Origin of the sequence: Brucella sp. JSBI001, assembly GCF_026014005.1 — a bacterium.
In the GTDB taxonomy this organism is placed as follows: domain Bacteria; phylum Pseudomonadota; class Alphaproteobacteria; order Rhizobiales; family Rhizobiaceae; genus Brucella; species Brucella anthropi.
The window spans coordinates 219,060-242,196 of record NZ_CP110339.1 but is presented as its reverse complement, the minus strand read 5'-3'; the positions used below and the strand labels follow the sequence as shown (position 1 = coordinate 242,196).

The following is a 23,137-nucleotide window of genomic DNA, read 5'->3' as shown; positions in this document are numbered from 1 at the left end:
AACCGCTTCGCCACAAAACGAAAAGAGAAATCAGGGAACCGAACAGACCCGCGAACGCGTCAGAAACCGAACTTCGCGCCCATTGTCGAGGGAGAACATGCCTCCGCGCCCCGGAACGACATCGATGATGAGTTCGGTATGCTTCCAGACCTCATATTGCGGGCCGCTGATATAGACCGGAGCGTCACCGATTTCGCCCAGTTTTACATCCGTATCGCCGACAATAAATTCTCCTTGTGGATAGCACATCGGTGATGACCCGTCACAACAACCACCCGACTGGTGGAACATGATCGGCCCATATTCGGCCTGCAATTCACGGATGAGGTCAAGCGCTGCCGCCGTGGCGCTAACCTGACCCTTGCCGTCGCCGGGAGCTACCTCAACCATATCCTCCTCCATGATACGAAAGGGCGGAAATTCACCGCCCTCTCTTAATATTAGCCCAACTTGCCTATTGAGTCAGGTCCACGACTACGCGACCTTCAATATTGCCTTGGCGCATATCATCGAAGATGGAGTTGATATCTTCGAGCTTCTCCGTGCGGATGGTAGCGCGGACCTTGCCGTCGCCAGCAAAATCCAGCGACTCCTGCAGATCGAGCCGCGTACCGACGATTGAGCCGCGCACGGTGACGCCGTTCAGCACCATGTTGAATATTGAGAGCGGGAAGTCACCGGGTGGCAGACCGTTTAGAGATACAGTCCCACCACGCGATACCATGCCCAAGGCCTGTTCGAATGCGATCGGCGAAACAGCCGTAACCAGCACGCCTTGCGCACCGCCATCGGTTTCTTTTTTGATATAGGCCGCCGGATCATTATGCGTTTTTGCATTGACGGTAACCGTCGCGCCAAGCTTCCGCGCGAGATCAAGCTTTCTGTCGTCGATGTCGACAGCGGCAACGTTAAGCCCCATTGCCTTGGCATATTGCACCGCCATATGGCCGAGACCACCGACACCGGAGATCACAACCCAGTCACCGGGTTTGGTATCCGTTACCTTCAGACCCTTGTAGACCGTCACGCCAGCACAGAGAACCGGCGCGATTTCGTTGAAATCAATGTTCTTCGGCAAGTGACCAACAAAATTCGGATCGGCAACGACATATTCGGCAAAGCCACCATTGACCGAATAGCCTGTATTAAGTTGCTCTTCGCAGAGTGTTTCCCAGCCGCCCAGGCAATGACGACAGTGGCCACATGCGGTATAAAGCCATGGAACGCCGACGCGGTCGCCTTCCTTAACGTGTTTGACACCGCTACCGACAGCCGAAACATAACCGACGCCTTCATGCCCCGGAATGAATGGCGGGTTGGGCTTTACCGGCCAGTCGCCTTCGGCTGCATGCAGATCGGTATGGCAAACGCCGGACGCATGGATGGCAACCTGTATCTGTCCCGGTCCGGGCTCGGGTATCGGCACTTCGTCGATTGTCAGTGGCTTTCCGAATGCGCGCACCACAGCGGCTTTCATTGTCTTTGCCATGAAGTTTCTCCTTCGTTGTCGAACTGAGCTGGCTTCCTGGGGGAGGGAAGAAATGAATGTCGAAAACTGAATGCTTTCCGGAGGCACTAGAAGAAGGTCGCCCGGGCGTTTCCGCCCAGGCCCCCTTGGGAGGGGTATTGGAAACCGTTATGCTCGACGCAATACTGGCATGAGGAACGGTTCCATCCCTTGATTGAGCGCAATACGAAGATGTTTTCTCCGTATTGCAGTTCCGGGGTCAGCTTCGGCTAGAAGAAACCCAGTTTCTTCGGGCTGTAGCTCACCAGCATGTTCTTGGTGTTCTGATAATGATCCAGCATCTTGAGGTGGTTTTCGCGACCGATACCCGATTGCTTGTAACCGCCGAATGCTGCATGCGCCGGATAGGCATGGTAGCAATTGGTCCACACACGACCGGCCTGAATGGCACGCCCGAAGCGATATGCACGCGTGCCATCACGCGTCCATATACCGGCGCCCAGACCGTAAAGCGTATCGTTGGCAATCGATAGCGCCTCCGCATCGTCCTTGAAGGTAGCAACTGACACAACCGGTCCGAAGATTTCCTCCTGGAAAATGCGCATCTTGTTAGTGCCCTTGAATACGGTTGGCTTGACGTAATAACCGCCAGCCAGATCGCCCGGCAGAATATTGCGCTCGCCACCTGCCAGCACTTCAGCACCTTCTTGGCGGCCAATATCGAGATAGCTCAGGATTTTTTCCAGCTGCTCACTGGAAGCCTGTGCACCGATCATCGTGGCAGGATCGAGGGGATCGCCCTGCACGATTGCATTCACGCGCTTGAGCGCCTTTTCCATGAACTTGTCGTAAATCGATTCATGGATGAGCGCGCGACTTGGGCACGTGCAGACCTCGCCCTGATTGAGTGCGAACATCACAAAGCCTTCGATGGCCTTGTCGAGGAAATCGTCGTCTTCCGCTGCGACATCCTTGAAGAAGATGTTCGGCGACTTGCCGCCGAGTTCCAGCGTAACCGGGATGAGGTTCTGGCTGGCATATTGCATGATCAATCGACCCGTCGTCGTTTCGCCGGTGAAGGCGATCTTGGCGATGCGCGGGCTCGACGCGAGCGGTTTGCCTGCCTCAAGACCAAAACCATTGACGACATTGATCACACCGGGGGGCAAAAGATCGCCGATCAGATCCATGAGCACCAGGATCGATGCCGGTGTCTGTTCAGCCGGTTTCAGTACGACGCAGTTGCCCGCCGCAAGGCCGGAGCGAGCTTCCACGTCGCCATGAGAAGCGGGAAATTCCACGGAATGATCTGACCGACAACGCCGAGTGGTTCATGGAAATGATAAGCGACCGTGTCGTGGTCGATTTCGGAAATGCTGCCTTCCTGGGCGCGGATCACACCGGCGAAATAGCGGAAATGGTCGATGGCCAGAGGAAGATCGGCAGCGGTGGTTTCGCGGATTGGCTTGCCGTTGTCCCAGGTTTCGGCGGCAGCGAGCGCAGGCAGATTTTCCTCAATCCGGTCAGCAATGCGATTGAGGATGAGCGCGCGTTCCGCCGCGCTCGTCTTGCCCCAGGCATCCTTGGCGGCATGCGCTGCATCAAGAGCCGCTTCAACATCGGCGGCATCCGAGCGGGCTACTTCGCAAAGCACCTGACCATTGACCGGTGAAGTGTTCTCGAAATAGCGGCCCGACTTGGGCTCGACCCATCTGCCCCCGATGAAGTTTCCGTAGCGTTTTGCGAAAGCCGGCTTCACGGTCCGGCTGAATTCAACCTTGTTCATGACATTCCTCCCAAAACCACGCTGCTCCTACAGCGTTTCATGAGTGAGGATCGCGCGGCAGCACGAAAGAGTCATCCCGCGCATTCAAGCTCGCAAGGTTATGTGTCGCAATATTGAGACAGTTGCGCCCGCTTATTGCTGATTAGTGCGGACGAATGATCTTCAGGCGGTTGAGCTTGCGATGAAGCGTGGCGCGACTGATGCCCAAAAGGCCGGCTGCGGCCGAAATATTCCCTTCCGCGCGCGCAAGAGCGCGCAGAATAACGCTGCGCTCTGACTCGGCCATATCCTCACGAGGGTCAGCATGCCAGCCGAGAAGATCGGCTGCAGGCAACGGAACTGCAATAGCGGCATCGTCAAGGCCCATTGCCAGACGCGCCGCACGTGTGGCGCCGATGACCAGATCATCCTTGTCGACCGCGATCAGTGCTCCGCCGGTTCTGTCGGGGCTTGGCGCCAGCATGATACGAGCCTCGGGAAAAGCCTGACGGAAATTTTCAGCCTCGATGCGCCGTGCAGCATCGATCACTGCGACAGATATAAGCTGCGCAAAAGCCTCCGTCAGATCGGCGCGGCACGAGGAAACATCAAGCGCTGCCATCAAACGCCCTTGATGATCATGGATCGGGGCGACCGTACAGGAAAGCCCGATATTACGGGTATGAAAATGCTGGTCGCGATGAATTGTCAGCGGGCGCTGTTCAACAATGCAGGTGCCGATCCCGTTGGTACCTTCGCTCTGTTCGCTCCAGACAGCACCGGTCCAAAGCCCCCAGCGATAGAATGTATCATCATCGCCCGGCGCACCACGACGTTCAACGGGAACGCCCTCGCTGTCAGCCAGAAGCACGCAACAACCCACACCACCGACGGCCAGATAAAGGCGATCCATACTGGCTTGCGCTATGCTGACAAGACGTTCGATACGTTGATGAGCAGTTCTGAATTCACCATCGGAAAGGGTGCGCACAGACCCCAGTTCGGCAGGATCAAGCCCGTGCAGTTCCGACGAGCGTCGCCACGAGGCGACCAGAGCAGATCGCGCTGCCCCTCCCGCTGTCATGATCGCGGATTGAATCAGATCGGCATGTGTTCGGTCTTGCGGTGTGCCCATCTTTTCCTCCCAGGAAGGCTGGAACCCGCTGTCTGGGAGGATAATGACCGCTCAAAACACAACTGGCAAGTGCGGCTACAGATTGAGAGGGCTTAGGCGACGCGTGCAGGCTTCAGATATTCCTCAAGCGAGGAAACATCCGCCGCATTCAGGCGAAGACCAAGTTTCGTACGCCGCCACAAAATATCCTCGGCGCTCACCGCCCATTCATTCTCAAGCAGATACCGCACTTCGGCTTCATAAAGATCGGCACCGAAATGCTGTCCAAGGTCGGCAAGTGAAGCGGCTTCCCCAAGCAGAACACGAATACGCGTCCCATATTGCCGGAACAGGCGCCGCGCATGAGCAGGCGTCAGGAAAGGATATGCAACTTTCACCTTCTGCAGCTCACGCTCGAACTCGACATCCACGAAATCACCACCGGGTAACGGAGCAGCATGGGTCCACGGCGCACCTTTTTGTCCCAGCCTATGCTCGATCTTCTCCAGCATATGTTCGGCAAGTCGCCGCGCAGTGGTCAGCTTACCGCCAAAAACGTTGATCAGAGGTGCAAGCCCATCGGGTGCGTCTTCTTTCAGGACATAATCGCGCGTTGTTTCCTGTGCCTTGCTTGCACCGTCATCATAAAGCGGGCGCACACCGGAATAGGTCCAGACGATATCCGCGCGTCTGACCGGCTCCTTGAAATATTCACTGGCTGCCGCGCAGAGATAGTCGGTCTCGCCGTCGGTGATCGCAACCTTGGCCGGGTCACCCTGATAGTCCTGATCGGTTGTGCCAATCAGGGTGAACTCATCCTCGTAGGGGATGGCGAATATGATACGCCCGTCATTGTTCTGGAAGAAATAGGAACGGGGATCGGAGAACTTCTTGCGCACCACAATATGGCTGCCCTGAACAAGCCGGACATTGTGAAGCTGTCGATCTCCTTCGACACCCTGCAGAACCTTGTCGGCCCAGGGACCAGCAGCATTGACCAGCAGACGAGCCCGAACTTCCTCGCGCTCACGTGTGCCGGTATCTTCGAGCGTAATGGTCCAGTATTCCCTGTCCCGGCGCGCGCCACGACCTTGGTTCGGGTTTGGATTATCGCTCCGCGATCCGCTGCATCACGGGCAGTTAAGGCAACGAAACGCGCGTCATCCACCCAACAGTCCGAATATTCGAATGCCTTGGTAAAAAGCGGTTTCAAGGGCTGCGCAGCCGGGTCGGAGCGCATATCAAGCGTACGCGTGGCGGGGAGCTTTTTACGCCCGCCCAGATGGTCGTAGAGAAACAGCCCGAGCCTCAACAGCCATGCAGGGCGCATTCCGCCCTTATGATAAGGCAGCACAAAGCGCATCGGATGAATGATGTGGGGTGCGTTGGCCCACAACACCTCGCGCTCCATCAGCGCCTCGCGCACCAGACGAAATTCATAGTGCTCCAGATAGCGCAAACCACCATGAATGAGTTTGGTTGCCCGCGATGAGGTGCCACTTGCCAGATCGTTCATCTCGGCAAGGCCAACTGAAAATCCCCGACCAACCGCATCACGTGCGATACCGCAGCCGTTGATGCCACCGCCGATTACAAAAATATCAAATAGTTTCTCTTGCGCCATGGCGAACCCCGAAGACCACTCTCCGAAAACCAAAGCGAATATAAATCATTTCATACGAAAGCAAATCGAAAATAAACGAAACTATGCTTGTTTTTCTGCCGCCCGGCTTTCTCCAAGGGTTTCAATCAGCTCTACCTCACTTTCGTGGCACAGCTCCCGCAACTGGTTCGACGGACAATGGTCGGTAATGAAGGTATTGATCTGCGATATGTGGCCGATACGCACCGGAGCTGTCCGCTCCAGCTTTGTGGCGTCAGTCACAAGGATTACGTGCCGGGCATTGGCGATAATGGCCTGCGCCACCTTCACTTCGCGGAAATCGAAATCGAGCAAAGCACCGTCTTCGTCCATAGCCGAAGCGCCGATGATTGCGTAATCGACCTTGAACTGGCGGATGAAATCAACGGCGGCCTCGCCAACAATCCCTCCATCAGACGGGCGCACGACGCCGCCTGCCACCACCACCTCTATAGAGGGGTGAACACGCAACGTATTGGCAACATTGATATTATTGGTGATGACCATCAGATTGTTGTGGTCGACCAGCGCTTGACTGACGGCTTCGGTTGTGGTGCCGATATTGATGAACAAGGAAGCACCGTCCGGAATGATTTCTGCGGCAGCGCGCCCGATCGATTCCTTTTCATGCGCGGCGATGCGGCGTCGTGCTTCATACTCCATGTTCTCGACGCCGGATGGATAGAGTGCACCCCCATGGACGCGGCGCAACATCCGGGCGCGGCAAAGATCATTCAAATCCTTGCGGACCGTCTGCGGCGTCACCTCGAAAGCCGTAGCCAGATCATCCACCAGAACCTGCCCTTGCTTGCGAGCGAGCTCAAGAATTGCGTTGTGACGGGGAGTGAGCTGCATTTTTATCCCGGATCTGGCATTATTCTGATTACGTTCGGGTAATTTCGCGTTTTTTCAATAGAAAGCAACCATTTCAGTTCGAATGGCTTCGAATAGCATTCGCTTTTCAGCAATTTTCGATATTTGTCGCTTTCGCCCAATGGCCAACAAAAACAGCATAAATTCAAGTATAAACATTCGTTTACATTTCAAACGAAACGCATATTTCACCGATCAATGTCTAAAGCTCGACCGCCCCTTCGAACGGCCCGACGCAACTCTCATAAACCTAATCGTTAATAGAGAATCCAATATCTATATTCACTGAAAATCGAACAGTTGTATTCTTTCAGTTATCTCTTGCACACGAAAGACTGAAGCAAAGCAAGAGTTACTGGTATGGTAAAAACTTCGCATAGCGCATTTATCCCGGTTCGATGTAACTAAAAAACAAAACCATCGAGCCGTTTAATGATGTTGTTTAGCTTTGGTCGAAGAATGTGGGGAATGAGTAGCGTTATAGCGTAGCAGATCGAGTATGTAATCGGGCTCTGGAAGGCTGGTATTTCAGGGGAGACTGGACTGAGAGCCCAACAAAAGAACATCCATCCTATTATGGAGGAGCGGATCACCAGTTCGCCCCTCCATATTTTGTGGGCAACAGGCGCTGAGCCAGTCCAACGAAAATCGAAATAGTCAGTCGAAATCGAACTTCTCGCCGTACATTCTGTGCAGCTTGCACGCTACTTCCGTGCGGTTCGCGGCACCGATCTTCTTCATGATATTATGCACGTGTGCCTTTACCGTGCCTTCGCTCATACCGAGTTCGAACGCGATGATCTTGTTCGATTTGCCAATTCGGATGGCATGGACGACCTCGATCTCTCGTGCCGTGAGCAGTTCACCCAAAACATCGTCGTCGATATCGGTCGGCGCGGTTTGGAAAACCATGGAGGCCGGAACATACATACCGCCAGCGGTGGCAAGATGGATGGCTTCAACACAGACTTTGATATCGACTGAAGTGGGAATGTAGCCACGAGCACCGATTTCCATGGCGCGCACAACCTGGGACCACTCCTCGCGTTCGGCGAGAAAAACGACCGGAACCGGACGCCAGAGTTCGATCACAGCCTGCAACTTCTCCGAAAAAAACGGATCGGCCAAACGCTTTGAGCCGATATTGATCAGAACAACAGCAATATCGTCCGTTGGATCTGCGAGTTCAACCGCCGCTTGTGTTTCCACGGGAAGCTTGAGTCCGTTCAGCACAAGCCCGTTATAAAGGCACTGCCGCTCAAGATTGCTCTTGCATACGAGCAACAAACGCCGACCACGTGCTGCCTCAATGCTTGCGGCGTTTCCCCTGTCGCCCATGCTTTCCGAAGCAGCCCAAAGGCTATCCCCTCTTGTTTCCAACATGTGATACTCCCGGCGCTACTCAAGTTGCTCTATGTTTATGCATCCAACTATTACTTTCGTCAGAGACGAGTGATTTCCGGTGCTTGTCTGGATAGACCTGTAGCCTTGACTGGGGTAAATATTGCTATCGGGAAATAATCGTGTCATTAACTTATGTTAGCAATGCAGAAAATTTATGACCGTCCATAAGAACGACTTGGAGAGAGGTAGGATATAGCCTCTATATCTTTCGTTTAGTTGGTTTTCGATTTTACTGAATTCGTCAGCGCAAAGGGGGGCAATTGCGCGTTTCAAAGCTCAGGGGCAACTCAGACTTCCAACTGAAATGTTCAACTGGTTGTTTATTCGATTTCCGCGCAAAACCGCCATGCGGTATGGTGGAAGTGCTTTAAATTGCATATCGATTTGATTGAATCGAACGAGCGCCCTAACTGTTCATGTTGACGCGCATCTTTTCCGAAAGGCTGTTTCACAAATTTCGGGATACGCTCTAGTGGGTTAGAAATGCATAGTGGCAAGCAGATCACAGACCCATCGATTGAAGCGCTTATTGGTTTATTGGAGGCACCTCCAATTCTTGCCAAGCTGGAAGCGCGGGAAACAGATGCGCTTTCTTCTCTCACTGTTATCGAAAACGATTATGCGGCCGATGCCACCCTCATTGAACAGGGGGCACGTGTCAGAAGCATCCATCTCGTGCGATCCGGTTGGGGGTGCGTATATCGCGATCTTTCAAGCGGCGAGCGGCAGATCATCGACTTTCCCATGCGAAGCGATTTTCTCGGACTCCGAACCGCCGATGGCTACAGCTACAACACAATCGCGGCAATTACGCCTATGTCGGCTTTCGAGATTCCGCTTGCCTCACTTGAAGCTTCTATCGAACGCGCGCCACGTCTCAGTCTGATCCTTATCGAACTTCTGGCGCGGCAGCGGTCGATGTTGATCGAACATCTCACCAATATCGGATGCCGCGCGGCGTTCGTCCGAACTGCGCATCTGTTTCTGGAGCTTTCCGACCGCGTGAAATCGTGCGGAATGGGTGATCCGAATTCGTTCTACTGCCCGCTGACGCAATATCAGCTTGCCGACGCTCTTGGGCTGACACCGATACATCTCAATCGGATGCTGCGTGACCTGCGCGAGGAAGGGCTGATCCTGTTTCGCTCAAACAGAGTGGAGATACTGGATCGCAAACGCGTGGTCGCCCTCGCCCAATATGATGGGGAGTTCATGCGCATGTCGGTTTTCGGGAAAACGGACTAAGTGAGCGCAACAGCATTCAAACATCACCCATTGAGGATGATAGAAGGCCCGAAACGGGCCTCCTTTTATGTCAGGACGTGACTGCCGTAAGCAGCGACTGCCAACCAGTCTCTTGACCCGGTTCTCCCGGTTTTATCGAGATCATGACACCGGTTTTGAGGCGTCGTCGCAGCATGCCGTTTTCATCCGGTACAATCCGAATTACACCTCCATCGCTAAGTGCCTGAAGGCGAGCACGAGATAATTTAAGCTCAGCTGCAAGCAGACGATCAAGGCGAATGCTGACCGGCAGGGCAATTTGCAATTCGATCTCGATTGCCTTGCAGCTGGCAGCCCCACACACGATACGTTTAGCAACATCGTACTCCGGGAACTCATCGACGCGCTGCGATTTCCGTTTCAGTGCCTGCATATTAAACGCCTCGACCCAAATCCATTGCGGATCGTTGGAATGAAGTGCCTCCAGTATCCTGGGATTGATCTCGCGGATATTCTGTCGTTCGAAGATCGTCCGGTTCCATGTCTTGTCGCATGTCAGGCATTTATAGATCAGCCACGCATCAAGCTTGCGACCGTTGGCATTCAACCGAACCTTTCCACTTGATTGAAAAGGCTTCAGCTTGCCGCATCCGCTGCACGCAATCCAAGGCTGGGGGGCAATATTCGGTGTGATCATCCACCGCACCCGAAGAGTATCGCTCATAATATCTCGGTCTTCCATTTTGGAAGTTCACCAAGATGGCGAATGAGGTGCCCAATCCGGGCGCGGCATGGCGATATTTCAAGTGGCTGAAGAGCAGAGACAGCGCAAGCTGTTCCGGCACATTTGACAATGCCAAACCGGTCTCTAGCCACCACCCAATGAACAAGTTCACACGCCCGACAGCTCTCTGCTGTCAGGTCGCGTAGGTGAAACTGGGTTGAGACCGGTATTAGTTAGGCAAAGTCTACCTCAATGCGCCAATGCTCTTCGAAAAGGCACTTACCACAGTATCCGTTTAGGAGGTAGCCAATACTGATGTTCTGAAGGAAAAAAGCATCGCCTGACACACAAGCAATTGCCCATCATCGGCGATGATATACTCTGTCTGATACTAAAAATCGGATGAAAGAGCAGCCTTCACTCTCAGGAAAATGGTCGGAGTGAGAGGATTCGAACCTCCGACCCCCTCGTCCCGAACGAGGTGCGCTACCAGGCTGCGCTACACTCCGTGACCACGTGGTCTTGACCATTGAGGCGGCTTATAACGCCCCCAATTTCAAGCTGCAAGAGCATCCTGTCGTTTTTTTAATGCCTAACCCCAAAAGTTGGAAATGGCTTCAGACGAGTTGCATATGAGAGCAGGACGGCGCTATCCGTTTGCTTCCAAAATCTATTAAAGCATAGCAAAAACAGGCTTCGTACCACCGCCAAAAGCCACGAAATTGGGGTTTGCAAAACCCGCAACACCTTCATTGGCGCGTTGACCATAAGAGAGCGGCGTTCCCTCGAAAGTCGTGGTGAGGCCACCAGCGGCGCGTAACACGGCATCGCCCGCCGCCGTATCCCATTCCATCGTCGGGCCGAAACGTGGATAAATATCGGCCTCTCCACTGGCAATCAGGCAGAATTTCAGCGACGAACCGATGGAAACACAGCTGTTGATCCTGTTGTCGTTCAGGAACTTTTCCGTTTCCGGGTTCTTGTGTGACCGGCTGCAGACGGCCACCCGCTCTGGCCCATGGACGCGCACCGCTATCCCACGCCTTGTTCCGATTGCATGATCTTTGGTCGTCGTTATTTCTTCAGCACCATTGCTGTTTCCAATAAACAAGCGATTGCGAACTGGTGCATAAACGATGCCGAGAACCGGAGCGCCGTCCTCGATCAGGCCGATATTCACCGTGAAATCGCCGTTTCGCAACAGAAACTCACGGGTGCCGTCGAGAGGGTCGACCAATAAAAATCGCCGCCCCAAATGTGAAGGCAAACGTCCCGCTGCCACTTCTTCTTCAGCCACAACCGGAATATCCGGAACAACGGAAGCGAGTGCAGCAAGAATGATGGCTTCCGCGTCACGATCTGCTTCCGTGACCGGGGAAGAATCTTTCTTACTCTGAACCGCGCAACCATTGGCATAGTGCTTCATGATAACGCGCCCCGCCTCGAGTGCAGCTTCCTGCAGGACGGCCAGCATTGCTTCGTCGTTCGGATCGGCTTTCGGGGAGGCTGAAATCTTCATTGCTCAGATTGACCAGGAATCGCTGCCATAACTGCCGATGATACCACGTTCGGCAAGATACTTTTCTACTTCTGCGACGAGTTCGTCAACGTCACGACCTGTCGTGCTAAGGCGTAATTCCGGTGAAACTGGCGCCTCATAGGGAGAATCGATCCCGGTGAAAGCCTTGATCTCGCCACGCAAAGCCTGCGCATAGAGCCCCTTCGGGTCACGCGCGATGCATTCCTCTATCGGTGTATCCACGAAAATCTCGACAAACTCGCCTTCAGGCAGGCGAGCGCGAATCCGATCACGCTCAGCTTGAAATGGCGAGATGAAGGAAACCAGCACAACCAGCCCCGCATCGGTCATCAACCGGGCGACTTCGCCGACACGGCGGATGTTCTCCGCCCTATCCTCATCGGAGAAGCCCAGATCGCTGTTGAGGCCATGACGGACATTATCACCGTCCAGCAGGTAGGTGTGCTTGCCAAGCGCGTGGAGCCGCTGTTCCAGCCGGTTCGCGATGGTGGATTTGCCGGAGCCTGACAGCCCCGTAAACCAGAGCACAGCCGGTTTCTGGAATTTCTGCGCTGCGCGTGTCTGCTTGTCGAGGTCGAAGGACTGCAGATGCACATTCGTCGCCTGACGAAGAGCACTATCGATCATCCCAGCGCCCACAGTCGCGTTGGTAAGCCGGTCGATCAAGACGAAGGCGCCGGTTACGCGATTATCCGCGTAAGGATCGAACGCAATCTGATCCACCGTCTGGAGATGGCAAAGTCCGATTTCGTTGAGGTCAAGGCGGGGTGCTTCCTGACGGGTGAAGCTATCGACATCGGTTCTGTATACGATCTCGTTGATCGTTACCGGTGTCTGATCAGTCTCGGTACGCAGGATATAGGAACGGCCGGGATGCAACGCCTCCTCGCCGAACCAGACTATATTGGCTGAAAACCGATCAGCAACTTCGGGCCGGGCCTCCGTCCCGACCAGCATATTGCCGCGTGAAACCTCGATCTCGTCCTCAAGCACCAGTGTGACAGCCTGTCCTTCGGAAGCACGTGGCAGATCACCGTCATAGGTGGCGATGCGTTTTACGCGGGAGGTTTTTCCTGATTTGGCAACCACCACGGCATCACCGGCACTGATCGAACCGGATGCCACAGTGCCGGAGAAGCCGCGAAAATCGAGATTCGGCCGGTTCACATATTGCACCGGAAAACGAAACGGCTTGGCCGCTGCCTCCGTGTCGATGCGCACGGTCTCCAGATGTTCGAGCAGATGCGGCCCTTCATACCAGTCCATGCGTGGCGACGGCAGGGTGACATTGTCGCCGAAACGCGCCGAAAGCGGGATCGGCTGGATGCTGACAAAGCCTAATTCATTGGCGAAACTCATATAATCGGCAACGATGCGCTCGAAAGCCTCTTGCGAAAAATCGACCAGATCGATCTTGTTCACGGCCAGAACGATGTGACGAATACCAAGTGCAGCGGCAATGAAGGAATGGCGTCGTGTCTGGGTCAGTACACCCTGACGGGCATCGATGAGCACGATAGCAAGATCGGCTGTCGAGGCACCAGTCGCCATGTTGCGCGTATATTGCGCATGACCGGGTGTATCAGCGACAATGAATTTACGACGTGGCGTCGAAAAGAACCGATAGGCGACATCGATGGTGATGCCCTGCTCCCTCTCGGCCTCCAGACCGTCAACCAGCAACGCAAAATCGAAATCATCATCCGTGGTACCGAACTTGCGGCTATCGTTCTTCAACGATGCGAGCTGGTCTTCGAAGATCAGTTTCGTGTCATAGAGCAGGCGTCCGATGAGCGTTGACTTGCCGTCATCCACCGATCCGCAAGTAAGGAAGCGCAAGAGTGTCTTGCGCTCCTGATCGGCCAGGAAGTCGCTGACTGCGGCATTGGTCGCAACAGGCTTGATTATCGCATTCATCAGAAATAGCCCTCGCGCTTCTTTTTTTCCATCGATCCGGCTTCGTCACGGTCAATGGCGCGGCCCTGCCGCTCGGATGTACGGGCAATCAGCATTTCTTCGACAATATCGGAGAGGTCAGCCGCACTGGATTCAATAGCGCCGGTCAGCGGATAGCAGCCAAGCGTGCGGAACCGCACCAGCCGGTTTTCCACCGTTTCGCCCGGACGCAACTTCATGCGGTCGTCGTCGAGCATGATCAGCATGTCGTCGCGTTCGACCACCGGACGATGCGCTGCAAAATAAAGCGGGACGATGGGGATATTCTCTTGCAGGATATATTGCCAGATATCGAGTTCAGTCCAGTTCGACAGCGGAAAGACGCGGATCGATTCCCCTGCGGAAACCCGCGTATTGTAGATCTTCCACATTTCCGGACGCTGGTTCTTGGGGTCCCAACCATGCTGCGCGTTACGGAAGGAAAAGATGCGCTCCTTGGCGCGCGATTTCTCCTCGTCGCGACGGGCGCCACCAAAAGCAGCATCGAACTTGTACTTGTCGAGCGCTTGCCGCAAAGCGACCGTCTTCATCACATGAGTGTGGACATTCGATCCATGGCTAAAGGGGCCAACCCCCTCGCGCACGCCATCCTCATTGATATGCACGAGCAGCTCAAAACCCTTTTCACGCGCCTGCGCATCGCGAAACTCAATCATCTCCCGAAACTTCCATGTCGTATCAACATGCAGAAAGGGAAAAGGCGGCGGAGCGGGATAGAATGCCTTCATCGCCAGATGCAGCATCACCGACGAATCCTTACCGACCGAATAAAGCATTACCGGGTTGGAAAAACTTGCCGCAACCTCGCGAAAAATATGGATAGCTTCCGCCTCAAGGCGCTGAAGATGCGTCAGGTTCTTGGTCAGGGATGCATGATGCACGACTACTTACTCCCGGCAACCGGATGGGGACTCGATACTGGCGGGAGGGATGGCGAATGCCTTCATCCGGCGCAGGTGTGGCAAAAGCCACGGTGCGCGCATTGTCGTAAAATGATGCGGAAAAGTGAAAGAAACCTATCGCGTATTGCAACTCGCTTGCGCGAAAAACTTACCGTATTTGCACGCGGGGCCGGAACAAACTTGCGCGCGCCGGGAAAAGCCGCTTTTTGGCCAAGTCACGGAAAATCATACAATTTTTGTGATATTTAACGGGATTTTGCTCTGGAGCTGCCCGTTATTCGGACAGCTCCAGAGCAAATTATTACCTGGTGAGGCTTGCCTGAACATCGTTCAGCGTCGCCTCGAGCGCGGACACCATCGTATCAATCTGCTGATCGTTGATGATGAGCGGCGGGCAGAAGGCAAGCGTATCGCCCATTGCGCGGGAAATGACGCCGCGCTCCTGAAGAACGGCGTTTGCCTTTGCGCCCAGAGCGCCGGTTGGTTCAAGGCCCGTCTTGGCCTGCTTGTCGGTGACAAGCTCGACACCGGCTATGAGACCAACGCCACGCACTTCGCCGACCAGAGGATGATCCTGCAACTCACGCAGGCGCTTCTGCATATAGGTGCCGCGGTCGCGCGCATTGGCGACCAGATCACGCTCTTCAATAATGGCGAGGTTTTCCAGCGCTACCGCTGCCGCCACCGGATGACCGGATGCCGTGAAGCCCGTGCCAAGCGTGCCGATCTTGTGGCTTTCTTCGGCAATTGGCGCGTACACACGCTCGTTGATGAGGAAGGCCGAAATCGGCAGATAGGATGACGAAAGCTGCTTCGACATCACCAGAATGTCCGGTTTCATATCGAAAGTCTGGCTGCCGAACAGATTGCCTGTCCGTCCGAAGCCGCAAATAACCTCGTCAGCGATCAGCAGAATATCGTAGCGCTTGAGAACAGCCTGCACTTTTTCCCAATAGGTTTTGGGCGGCACCACCACGCCACCGGCACCCATGACCGGCTCTCCGATAAAAGCGGCGATCGTGTGTGGCCCTTCAGCGATGATCAACTGTTCCAGCTCATCCGCCAGCCGCGTTGCGAATTGTTCCTCACTCTCGCCAGCCTGTCCTTCGCGATAATAATGCGGGCAGCCCGTATGCAGGATACGATCGATCGGCAGATCGAAAGAACGGTGATTGTTGGGCAAGCCGGTCAGGCTGGCAGAGGCAATCGTCACACCGTGATAGCCGCGCTTGCGTGAGATGATTTTCTTGCGCTCCGGTTCACCCAGCGCATTGGAGCGATACCAGATCAGCTTCACGACCGTATCGTTGGCTTCGGAACCTGAATTGGTGAAGTAGGCCTTGCTCATCGGAACAGGAGCCATTGAGACAAGCTTTTCAGCCAGATCAATGACAGGACCATGCGAACGGTAGGAGAATGTATGGTAGAAAGGCAGCTTCTTCATCTGTCGTGCAGCTGCTTCGGCCAGACGCGGTTCGGAAAAGCCCACGCCAACACTCCACAGTCCTGACATCGCTTCGATATAGCGCTTGCCCGATACATCTTCGACGTAAATGCCATCGCCACGCTCGATGACGAGCGGACCTTCCGCTTCGAGGCGGACAGCATCGGTATAAGAATGGAGATGATAACGGATATCGCGAGCTTCAAGAGAGTTTGGCTGAGCAGTCATTCATTGATCCTCCGGGAAAGATAATGAATTTGTAGCCCGTTTCAGAAAAAGCGCAAACCGGAAAGCCGCTGAAAAATGCCCTTCGGATCAAACCGCCGAGGGACTTGGAAGATATTTACAGAAGACCGAAAGTGCGGGCCTTGGCGACGGCCTGAACCTTATTCACCGCAACAAGCTTTGTGAGCACGTTGCTGATATGGAAATTCACCGTGCGCGTCGAAATATTGAGGATCGTGCCGATGATCTCGGCAGTCTTTCCCTCACTCGTCCAGCGCAGGATTTCCCGCTCGCGCATCGTCAGGTTCACTTCAGAAACGCAGTTCATCGTCGGAACATCAAGATGTTCGTACATGGACAAATGCAGCAGATTGGCTGCGATCTGCATCTGGCGCCGCAACATTGAAATCTCGCCGGAAGATAATGCCGGGCCAGTTCTCAGGAAAGACAGCATTCCGAACACGCCTTGAGCAGCCCAACACGGCTGGGAAATCCCAACCTTGAGGCCGAAGCGCTGTGCATCGGCCCATATCTGTGGTGCTTCCGCAAAGAGCTTCGACGACCAGACCAATGGCTCTATGCTGTTCAGTGCCTTGCGAACCAATGGGTCAACATCCGCATATTTTCGGGCTGTATAGTGATCGGTCCATTCCTGCGGCAACGACCCAAAGCTGAGCCATTTGACCACGCCGTTCAACAAGGGAACGCGCATGACATACGCCGTATGTGCAAATCCGCACTGCCTGGCATAGGTGCCTATATATTCAAGGAGCTGTCCGGCATCGTCAGCAGATTGCATGGATTCATAAATTTGTTCCCATTTCATTGCAGACTTCCCAACGAAAAATATAACTATTGATGATTATTGAAATTCGAAGCATTTAAATAAAACGCCAACAAATCAGTAACACATCTCTGTATTTTTCTCTATATACTAATCAGAAATGCATACATCTCCACCGGTTAAATATTACAGTAATCTAAATTATAAATTACTTTAATAAATACTTAATTATTACATGAAGCAAGGCCAGCTCTAAAACGCCAAATAAATCAACGGTTCTGGAACATGGAATGCCGAGCCGATGCAGTTACGTCTGCTAGTTTGTAGTCAACAAGCAACTACAAACCAGTCAAACGCACCCAATACATCTGTCAGAAATACGAGTATATGAGATTAAGCTAAACAAGTTGCGGCATTTGTCACGCCGCAGCCTCTTCGGGAGCTGCACCTGGGGTATAATTAAGGATCGGTGCGAGCCAGCGCTCGACTTCCTCTATCGTCATTCCCTTGCGGCTCGCGTAATCCTCGACCTGATCCCGTTCGACTTTGGCCACGCCGAAATAATAGCTTTCCGGATGGCCGATATAGAGACCCGATACGGAAGAGCCGGGCCACATGGCGTAGCTTTCGGTCAGTTCCACGCCCGTATTCGCGGTCGCGTCCAGAAGGCGGAAAAGCGTCGTCTTTTCAGTGTGATCGGGCTGGGCCGGATAGCCCGGCGCAGGACGAATACCCTGATAGGGTTCACCGATCAGTTCTTCAGGCGTGTAAGTCTCGTCAGATGCATAAGCCCAGAACTCCTTGCGCACGCGCTCATGCATCAGTTCTGCAAAGGCTTCGGCAAAACGGTCAGCCAGCGCCTTCACAAGAATAGCGGAATAGTCGTCATTGGCGCGCTCGAAACGCTCGGCAATCGCCACTTCGCCAATGCCTGCCGTGACGACGAAGCCGCCGACATAATCCTGCTTTCCGCTCTCGGCGGGTGCGACGAAGTCGGACATCGCCACATTCGGACGACCATCGCGCTTGCTCAATTGCTGGCGCAGCGTGAAGAAAGTGGCAAGTTCCTCGTTCCGGCTTTCATCGGTGAAAAGACGAATATCGTCGCCGACCGCATTGGCGGGCCAGAAACCGACGACAGCTTTCGGCGTGAACCACTTTTCGTCGATGATCTTTTTCAGCATCGCCTGAGCGTCGTCCCAGAGTTGCCGGGCTGCCTCGCCCTGCTTCTCGTCTTCAAGAATTGCCGGATAGCGGCCTTTCAACTCCCAGGTCTGGAAGAACGGCGTCCAGTCGATATAGCGGGCGATTTCGGCCAGATCGTAATCGTCGAAGGTCTTCGTGCCAGTGAATGTCGGCTTTACCGGAACAAAATTATCCCAGTCAACCTTATGCGCATTGGCGCGGGCACGAGCGATCGGCAGGCGCTGCTTTTCCGCTTCATTGCGCGCATGAGCGGCTGCCACCTTGGCATATTCCCCGCGCAGACCGTCAACATAGGCCTGCTTGCCTTCCGGCGACAGCAGGCTCGAAACCACACCGACGGCACGGCTGGCATCGATGACGTAGACCGCCTGTCCGCGTTCATAGCGCGGATGAATCTTCACCGCCGTATGGACACGGCTCGTGGTCGCGCCGCCGATCAGAAGCGGAATATCGAAACCTTCGCGCTCCATTTCTGCTGCCACATGCGCCATCTCATCCAGCGAAGGCGTGATGAGGCCGGAAAGGCCAATGATATCCACCTTTTCGTCACGCGCTACCTGCAGAATTTTCTGCGATGGCACCATCACGCCAAGATCGATGATCTCGTAATTGTTGCAGGCCAGCACGACGCCGACGATATTCTTGCCGATATCGTGCACGTCGCCCTTCACGGTCGCCATCAGCACCTTGCCAGCGCTCTGACGTTCACCGCCGCCAATGCCTTTTTCAGCATTGAGACGCTTTTCTTCTTCCATATATGGCAGGAGAACGGCCACGGCCTGCTTCATCACGCGGGCCGATTTGACCACCTGTGGCAGGAACATCTTGCCGGCACCGAACAGATCGCCGACCACATTCATGCCAGCCATCAGCGGGCCTTCGATGACGTGCAACGGACGTTCGGCAGACTGGCGCGCCTCTTCCGTATCGGCTTCGATATATTCGGTGATGCCGTTGACCAGCGCATGTTCGAGGCGCTTTGCCACCGGCCATTCGCGCCAGGTCAGATCCTGCACCTTGGCTTCCTTGGAGCCGGAGTCGCGGAAACGTTCGGCGATTTCCAGCAAACGTTCGGTCGCATCGGAGCGGCGGTTCAACACCACATCCTCGCAGGCCTCGCGCAGTTCCGGATCGATGGCATCGTAAACCGCCAGCTGACCGGCATTGACGATGCCCATATCCATACCCGCCTGAATGGCGTGGTAGAGGAAGACGGCATGCATCGCCTCGCGCACCGGCTCATTGCCGCGGAACGAGAAAGAAAGGTTCGACACGCCACCCGAGACATGGACATGCGGCAAGGTCGCCATGATCTTGCGCGTCGCTTCGATGAAATCGACACCGTAATTATTGTGTTCTTCGATACCGGTCGCCACTGCAAAGATGTTCGGGTCGAAGATGATGTCTTCCGGTGCGAAACCGACCTGTTCGGTCAGGATCTTGTAGGCCCGGGTACAAATTTCGATCTTGCGCGCCTCAGTATCGGCCTGCCCGGTTTCATCGAAAGCCATGACGACAACCGCCGCGCCATAAGCACGGACGAGCTTGGCGTGATGGATAAACGCTTCCTCGCCTTCCTTCATCGAGATGGAATTGACCACCGCCTTGCCCTGAACGCATTTCAGGCCAGCCTCGATTACCTCCCATTTGGAACTGTCAATCATGATCGGCACGCGAGCGATATCCGGCTCGGCAGCAATCAGATTGAGGAATTCGACCATGGCCTTTTCGGAATCGATCAGGCCTTCATCCATGTTGATATCGATGATCTGGGCGCCGTTGACCACCTGATCGCGCGCGACGTCGAGCGCAGCAGCAAAATCGCCAGCCTTGATCAGCTTGCGGAAGCGTGCCGAGCCGGTCACGTTGGTGCGTTCGCCGACATTGACGAAAGGAATATCCTCGGTCAGCGTGAAGGGCTCAAGGCCCGAAAGGCGCATCAGCGGCGCGACCTTGGCAGGCTTGCGCGGCGGGTGTTTCGCAACAGCCTCGGCAATGGCGCGGATGTGTTCGGGCGTCGATCCGCAGCAGCCGCCGACCACATTGACCATGCCGTCACGGGCAAAGCCTTCGATCTGGGCAGCCATCGCTTCCGGCGTTTCGTCATACTGGCCAAACTCGTTCGGCAGACCGGCATTCGGATAGGCGCAGATGAAGGTGTCGGCAATGGTCGACAATTCGTCGAGATGCGCACGCATAGCGTTGGCGCCGAGCGCGCAATTGAGGCCGATGGTAAATGGTTTGGCGTGACGCAACGAATGCCAGAATGCCGTTGGCGTCTGGCCGGACAGGGTGCGACCGGAAAGATCGGTGATCGTGCCGGAAATCATTACCGGCAGAAAGATGCCCTTTTCCTCGAACACTTGTTCCGACGCGAAGACGGCAGCCTTGGCGTTGAGCGTATCGAAGATGGTTTCAATCAGAATGATATCAGAACCGCCGTCGATCAGCCCCCGGATCTGCTCGGCATAGGCGATGCGCAGATCGTCGAAGGTAACAGCGCGGTAGCCGGGATTGTTGACGTCAGGCGACAAGGAAGCGGTGCGGTTTGTCGGCCCCAGAGCGCCCGCAACGAAACGGCGGCGGCCATCCTTCTGCTCGGCGCGCAAGGCTGCACGGCGGGCAAGACGCGCACCGTCGCGGTTCAATTCGTAGACCTGCTCTTCCATGCCATAATCGGCCTGGGCAATTGTCGTGGACGAAAACGTATTGGTTTCGAGAATATCTGCGCCCGCAATGGCGTAGGCATAATGGATTTCCTCGATAGCCTTGGGCTGGGTCAGCGTCAGAAGGTCGTTATTGCCCTGAAGCTGGCAGTCGCAGGCGCCGAAGCGCTCGCCGCGGAAATGCTCTTCATGAAAACCAAGCCCCTGAATCTGGGTTCCCATCGCGCCGTCGAGGATCAGGATGCGCTCACGCGCTGCCTTGGTGAGAGCTGCGAGCACTTCTGAGCCATCCGGCTGCGCAGCCGTTGCACCAAAAAGACCGTCGAGGGAAGAGGCCATAAAACACCGCCTATATTCAATCTGTTACCAGGCAGCAGGTCTGTTCGGACACATAAACCTGAATTGCCCTTTATACGCACATCACGGAAGTCGCTTAATGACATAAACATATCTTTATGTCAATTCGGGGCGACTAATTCCTACCCCAAAATCAGAGCATCACCCATCTGTTGCCGCAACGAAGAAATCGTGACTTCGCAGGGCCACTGCTCCGCCACAATGTCCGGCCTAAAATAACGGCAGGGACGATATGTGTTGTTTATTTTTACGCGCATCTTATCCGAAAACCGTTTCACATTTTTCGGTATGCGCTGTGAGGAGAGACCGATGAAAAGGTTTGCTTATTCTCTGTTTGCCGCATGTTTGTCACTCGGCATGGGACTATCCGCTGCTGCCGGAACTGCGAATGCGGCGCAGCCGTCTTTGATGGCGACACCGTCCGCCCAGGCTCCAGCACCGAATGTTCAGAACGTTCAGTATTACGATTATCGTGGTGACCGCCGCTATTGGCGGGAGCATCGTCGACACTGGCGGCATGATCGTCCGCGTTACCGCCCATACTATCGCTATGATCGCCGTTACTGGGGACCGCCGCCTGCTTATCGCTACCGTCCGGCACCGGTCTATCGCGGCGGCAACCCGCATGTGCGGTGGTGCTACAACCGTTATCGTTCCTACCGAGCCTACGATAATACGTTCCAGCCCAACTATGGGCCACGGCGCCAGTGCTATTCGCCATATCTCTAAAACGAAAAAGCCCCGGAAAACCGGGGCTTTTTTTCTTAATCATACGGTACAAAAATCAGGTGACATAAGCACCGATTGAAGCCGCAACCAGACCGATCGCAACCGCAATCATCACGCCATAAACGCGTGGCTTGTCAAACAGGACGCGAAAGCCGCGAACCAGCTGACAACCGCAGCGCCCAGCGCGAATAAAAAGCCCGGCTTGTCGCCGTGGTACAGGTTGGCCGCCATGAGGCCGCCGATAATCAGCGCGCCAAAAACGATCATCAACCCTGTGGCATATCGCTCGTAATCGTCCATTTAAATTCCTTGGTTCCGCGCCCGCCGTGACAGGTGCCGGAAACTCTCGTCAATCCGTTTGGCCATTTAAGGGCATTGGCCGGTCGCCATCACACAATCATTATTTGTGTCGTTCTTCAACCATTTCGCTGCGCCATTTTTCGCAATTGTTACGACTTTTCACGTGAACGTTCCTATCGTTGCCCGATAACCGGCATTTGTCCCGTTCAAAACCATGTTAATATGACTTCCATGGAATCGTCAGGCGTCACCATTTTCGAAACAGAGATCGGACCGTGCGGCATTGCATGGCGCGGACAGAAGATTGTGGGCGTCGAGATCGGGGATGCTGACGAGAAGGAAACCCGCTATCGGCTCGGCGAGCGGTTCCCCGGTGCCGAAGATATCAACGAGCCCTCCTTCGTCAGCAATGCAATCCAAGGTGTGCGCGCGCTTCTGGCAGGCACCGATGTCGATTTTTCAGGTACACCGCTGGCGCTGGATGCCCAGCCCGATCTCAACCGGCAGGTCTATGAAATTATCCTTGAGCTGAAACCGGGCGAGACAACGACCTATGGTGCGATTGCCCGACGGATCGATGACGTAAGTCTCTCGCAGGCTGTCGGTTATGCACTGGGCAAAAACCCGTTTCCAATCATTGTGCCCTGTCACCGGGTGCTCGGTGCCAATGGCAAGGTCGGCGGCTTTTCCGCAGCAGGCGGAACGGCAACAAAACTCAAGCTCCTCAATATCGAACGAGCGAGAACGTCCAGCGAGCCTGATCTTTTCGGCGGCCTGCCGTTACAGGAAAGACCACAGGCCGACTGGTAGTTAT

15 protein-coding genes, 1 tRNA gene and 3 pseudogenes are annotated in these 23,137 nt (G+C 54.8%); 3 read left to right on the top strand and 16 right to left on the bottom strand.

Features of this window, described 5'->3' with window-relative positions:
* Window positions 1-30: 30 nt before the first annotated feature.
* From LJ361_RS01085 to LJ361_RS01055, 7 genes and pseudogenes are all read right to left on the bottom strand, one after another.
* On the bottom strand, window positions 31-390 hold the full coding sequence (locus tag LJ361_RS01085; RefSeq protein ID WP_010658044.1) for a DUF779 domain-containing protein: 360 nt from the start codon (window positions 388-390) through the stop codon (window positions 31-33).
* A gap of 64 nt (window positions 391-454) precedes the next feature.
* Complete coding sequence (gene adhP / locus LJ361_RS01080; protein WP_010658043.1) at window positions 455-1,489, bottom strand: alcohol dehydrogenase AdhP; 1,035 nt, start codon at window positions 1,487-1,489, stop codon at window positions 455-457.
* 248 nt (window positions 1,490-1,737) lie between these two features.
* Window positions 1,738-3,254 (bottom strand): annotated as a pseudogene (adh, locus tag LJ361_RS01075) (aldehyde dehydrogenase).
* Between the two features lie 142 nt (window positions 3,255-3,396).
* Window positions 3,397-4,368 (bottom strand): GAF domain-containing protein, encoded by a 972-nt coding sequence (locus tag LJ361_RS01070; protein ID WP_010658041.1) that lies wholly within the window; start codon window positions 4,366-4,368, stop codon window positions 3,397-3,399.
* Between the two features lie 92 nt (window positions 4,369-4,460).
* Window positions 4,461-5,971: pseudogene (gene glpD / locus LJ361_RS01065) on the bottom strand (glycerol-3-phosphate dehydrogenase).
* Between the two features lie 81 nt (window positions 5,972-6,052).
* Complete coding sequence (locus tag LJ361_RS01060) at window positions 6,053-6,844, bottom strand: DeoR/GlpR family DNA-binding transcription regulator (protein ID WP_264812378.1); 792 nt, start codon at window positions 6,842-6,844, stop codon at window positions 6,053-6,055.
* 675 nt (window positions 6,845-7,519) lie between these two features.
* A complete protein-coding gene (locus tag LJ361_RS01055) occupies window positions 7,520-8,245 on the bottom strand; it encodes a response regulator transcription factor (RefSeq protein ID WP_010658038.1) in 726 nt (241 codons plus the stop codon).
* 504 nt (window positions 8,246-8,749) lie between these two features.
* On the opposite strand from LJ361_RS01055, the gene LJ361_RS01050 reads away from it, so the two are divergent.
* Entirely contained in the window at window positions 8,750-9,511 is a 762-nt protein-coding gene (locus LJ361_RS01050) for a Crp/Fnr family transcriptional regulator (RefSeq protein ID WP_010658037.1), read from the top strand.
* A gap of 70 nt (window positions 9,512-9,581) precedes the next feature.
* Here the strand turns inward: LJ361_RS01050 and LJ361_RS01045 are convergent, their stop codons facing one another.
* From LJ361_RS01045 to metH, 8 genes are all read right to left on the bottom strand, one after another.
* Complete coding sequence (locus LJ361_RS01045; protein ID WP_080574578.1) at window positions 9,582-10,187, bottom strand: DUF1062 domain-containing protein; 606 nt, start codon at window positions 10,185-10,187, stop codon at window positions 9,582-9,584.
* A 459-nt stretch (window positions 10,188-10,646) separates the two neighbouring features.
* Window positions 10,647-10,723, bottom strand: a tRNA-Pro gene (locus tag LJ361_RS01040).
* A gap of 164 nt (window positions 10,724-10,887) precedes the next feature.
* Window positions 10,888-11,733 (bottom strand): 3'(2'),5'-bisphosphate nucleotidase CysQ, encoded by an 846-nt coding sequence (gene cysQ / locus LJ361_RS01035; protein ID WP_010658035.1) that lies wholly within the window; start codon window positions 11,731-11,733, stop codon window positions 10,888-10,890.
* A 3-nt stretch (window positions 11,734-11,736) separates the two neighbouring features.
* Window positions 11,737-13,671 (bottom strand): sulfate adenylyltransferase subunit CysN, encoded by a 1,935-nt coding sequence (gene cysN / locus LJ361_RS01030; protein ID WP_010658034.1) that lies wholly within the window; start codon window positions 13,669-13,671, stop codon window positions 11,737-11,739.
* The gene (cysD, locus tag LJ361_RS01025; RefSeq protein WP_010658033.1) at window positions 13,671-14,591 is read right to left on the bottom strand and encodes a sulfate adenylyltransferase subunit CysD; all 921 of its coding nucleotides are present in this window, start codon (window positions 14,589-14,591) and stop codon (window positions 13,671-13,673) included. Before cysD ends, cysN begins: the two co-directional genes overlap by 1 nt.
* A gap of 322 nt (window positions 14,592-14,913) precedes the next feature.
* Window positions 14,914-16,284 carry an aspartate aminotransferase family protein gene (locus LJ361_RS01020; RefSeq protein WP_036577631.1) on the bottom strand — a complete coding sequence of 457 codons (1,371 nt, stop codon included), beginning with the start codon at window positions 16,282-16,284 and terminating at the stop codon, window positions 14,914-14,916.
* Between the two features lie 115 nt (window positions 16,285-16,399).
* The gene (locus LJ361_RS01015; protein WP_010658031.1) at window positions 16,400-17,107 is read right to left on the bottom strand and encodes a LuxR family transcriptional regulator; all 708 of its coding nucleotides are present in this window, start codon (window positions 17,105-17,107) and stop codon (window positions 16,400-16,402) included.
* A gap of 377 nt (window positions 17,108-17,484) precedes the next feature.
* Complete coding sequence (metH, locus tag LJ361_RS01010; RefSeq protein WP_010658030.1) at window positions 17,485-21,276, bottom strand: methionine synthase; 3,792 nt, start codon at window positions 21,274-21,276, stop codon at window positions 17,485-17,487.
* A 327-nt stretch (window positions 21,277-21,603) separates the two neighbouring features.
* Here metH and LJ361_RS01005 point away from each other — a divergent pair, with 327 nt between their 5' ends.
* Window positions 21,604-22,023: a BA14K family protein gene (locus tag LJ361_RS01005; protein ID WP_010658029.1), complete on the top strand. Its 420-nt coding sequence runs from the start codon at window positions 21,604-21,606 to the stop codon at window positions 22,021-22,023.
* A gap of 55 nt (window positions 22,024-22,078) precedes the next feature.
* On the opposite strand, the pseudogene LJ361_RS01000 reads toward LJ361_RS01005, so the two are convergent.
* Window positions 22,079-22,323: pseudogene (locus LJ361_RS01000) on the bottom strand (hypothetical protein).
* A gap of 231 nt (window positions 22,324-22,554) precedes the next feature.
* On the opposite strand from LJ361_RS01000, the gene LJ361_RS00995 reads away from it, so the two are divergent.
* Window positions 22,555-23,133, top strand: a complete 579-nt coding sequence (locus LJ361_RS00995) for a methylated-DNA--[protein]-cysteine S-methyltransferase (protein ID WP_010658027.1) — start codon at window positions 22,555-22,557, stop codon at window positions 23,131-23,133.
* Window positions 23,134-23,137 lie beyond the last annotated feature (4 nt).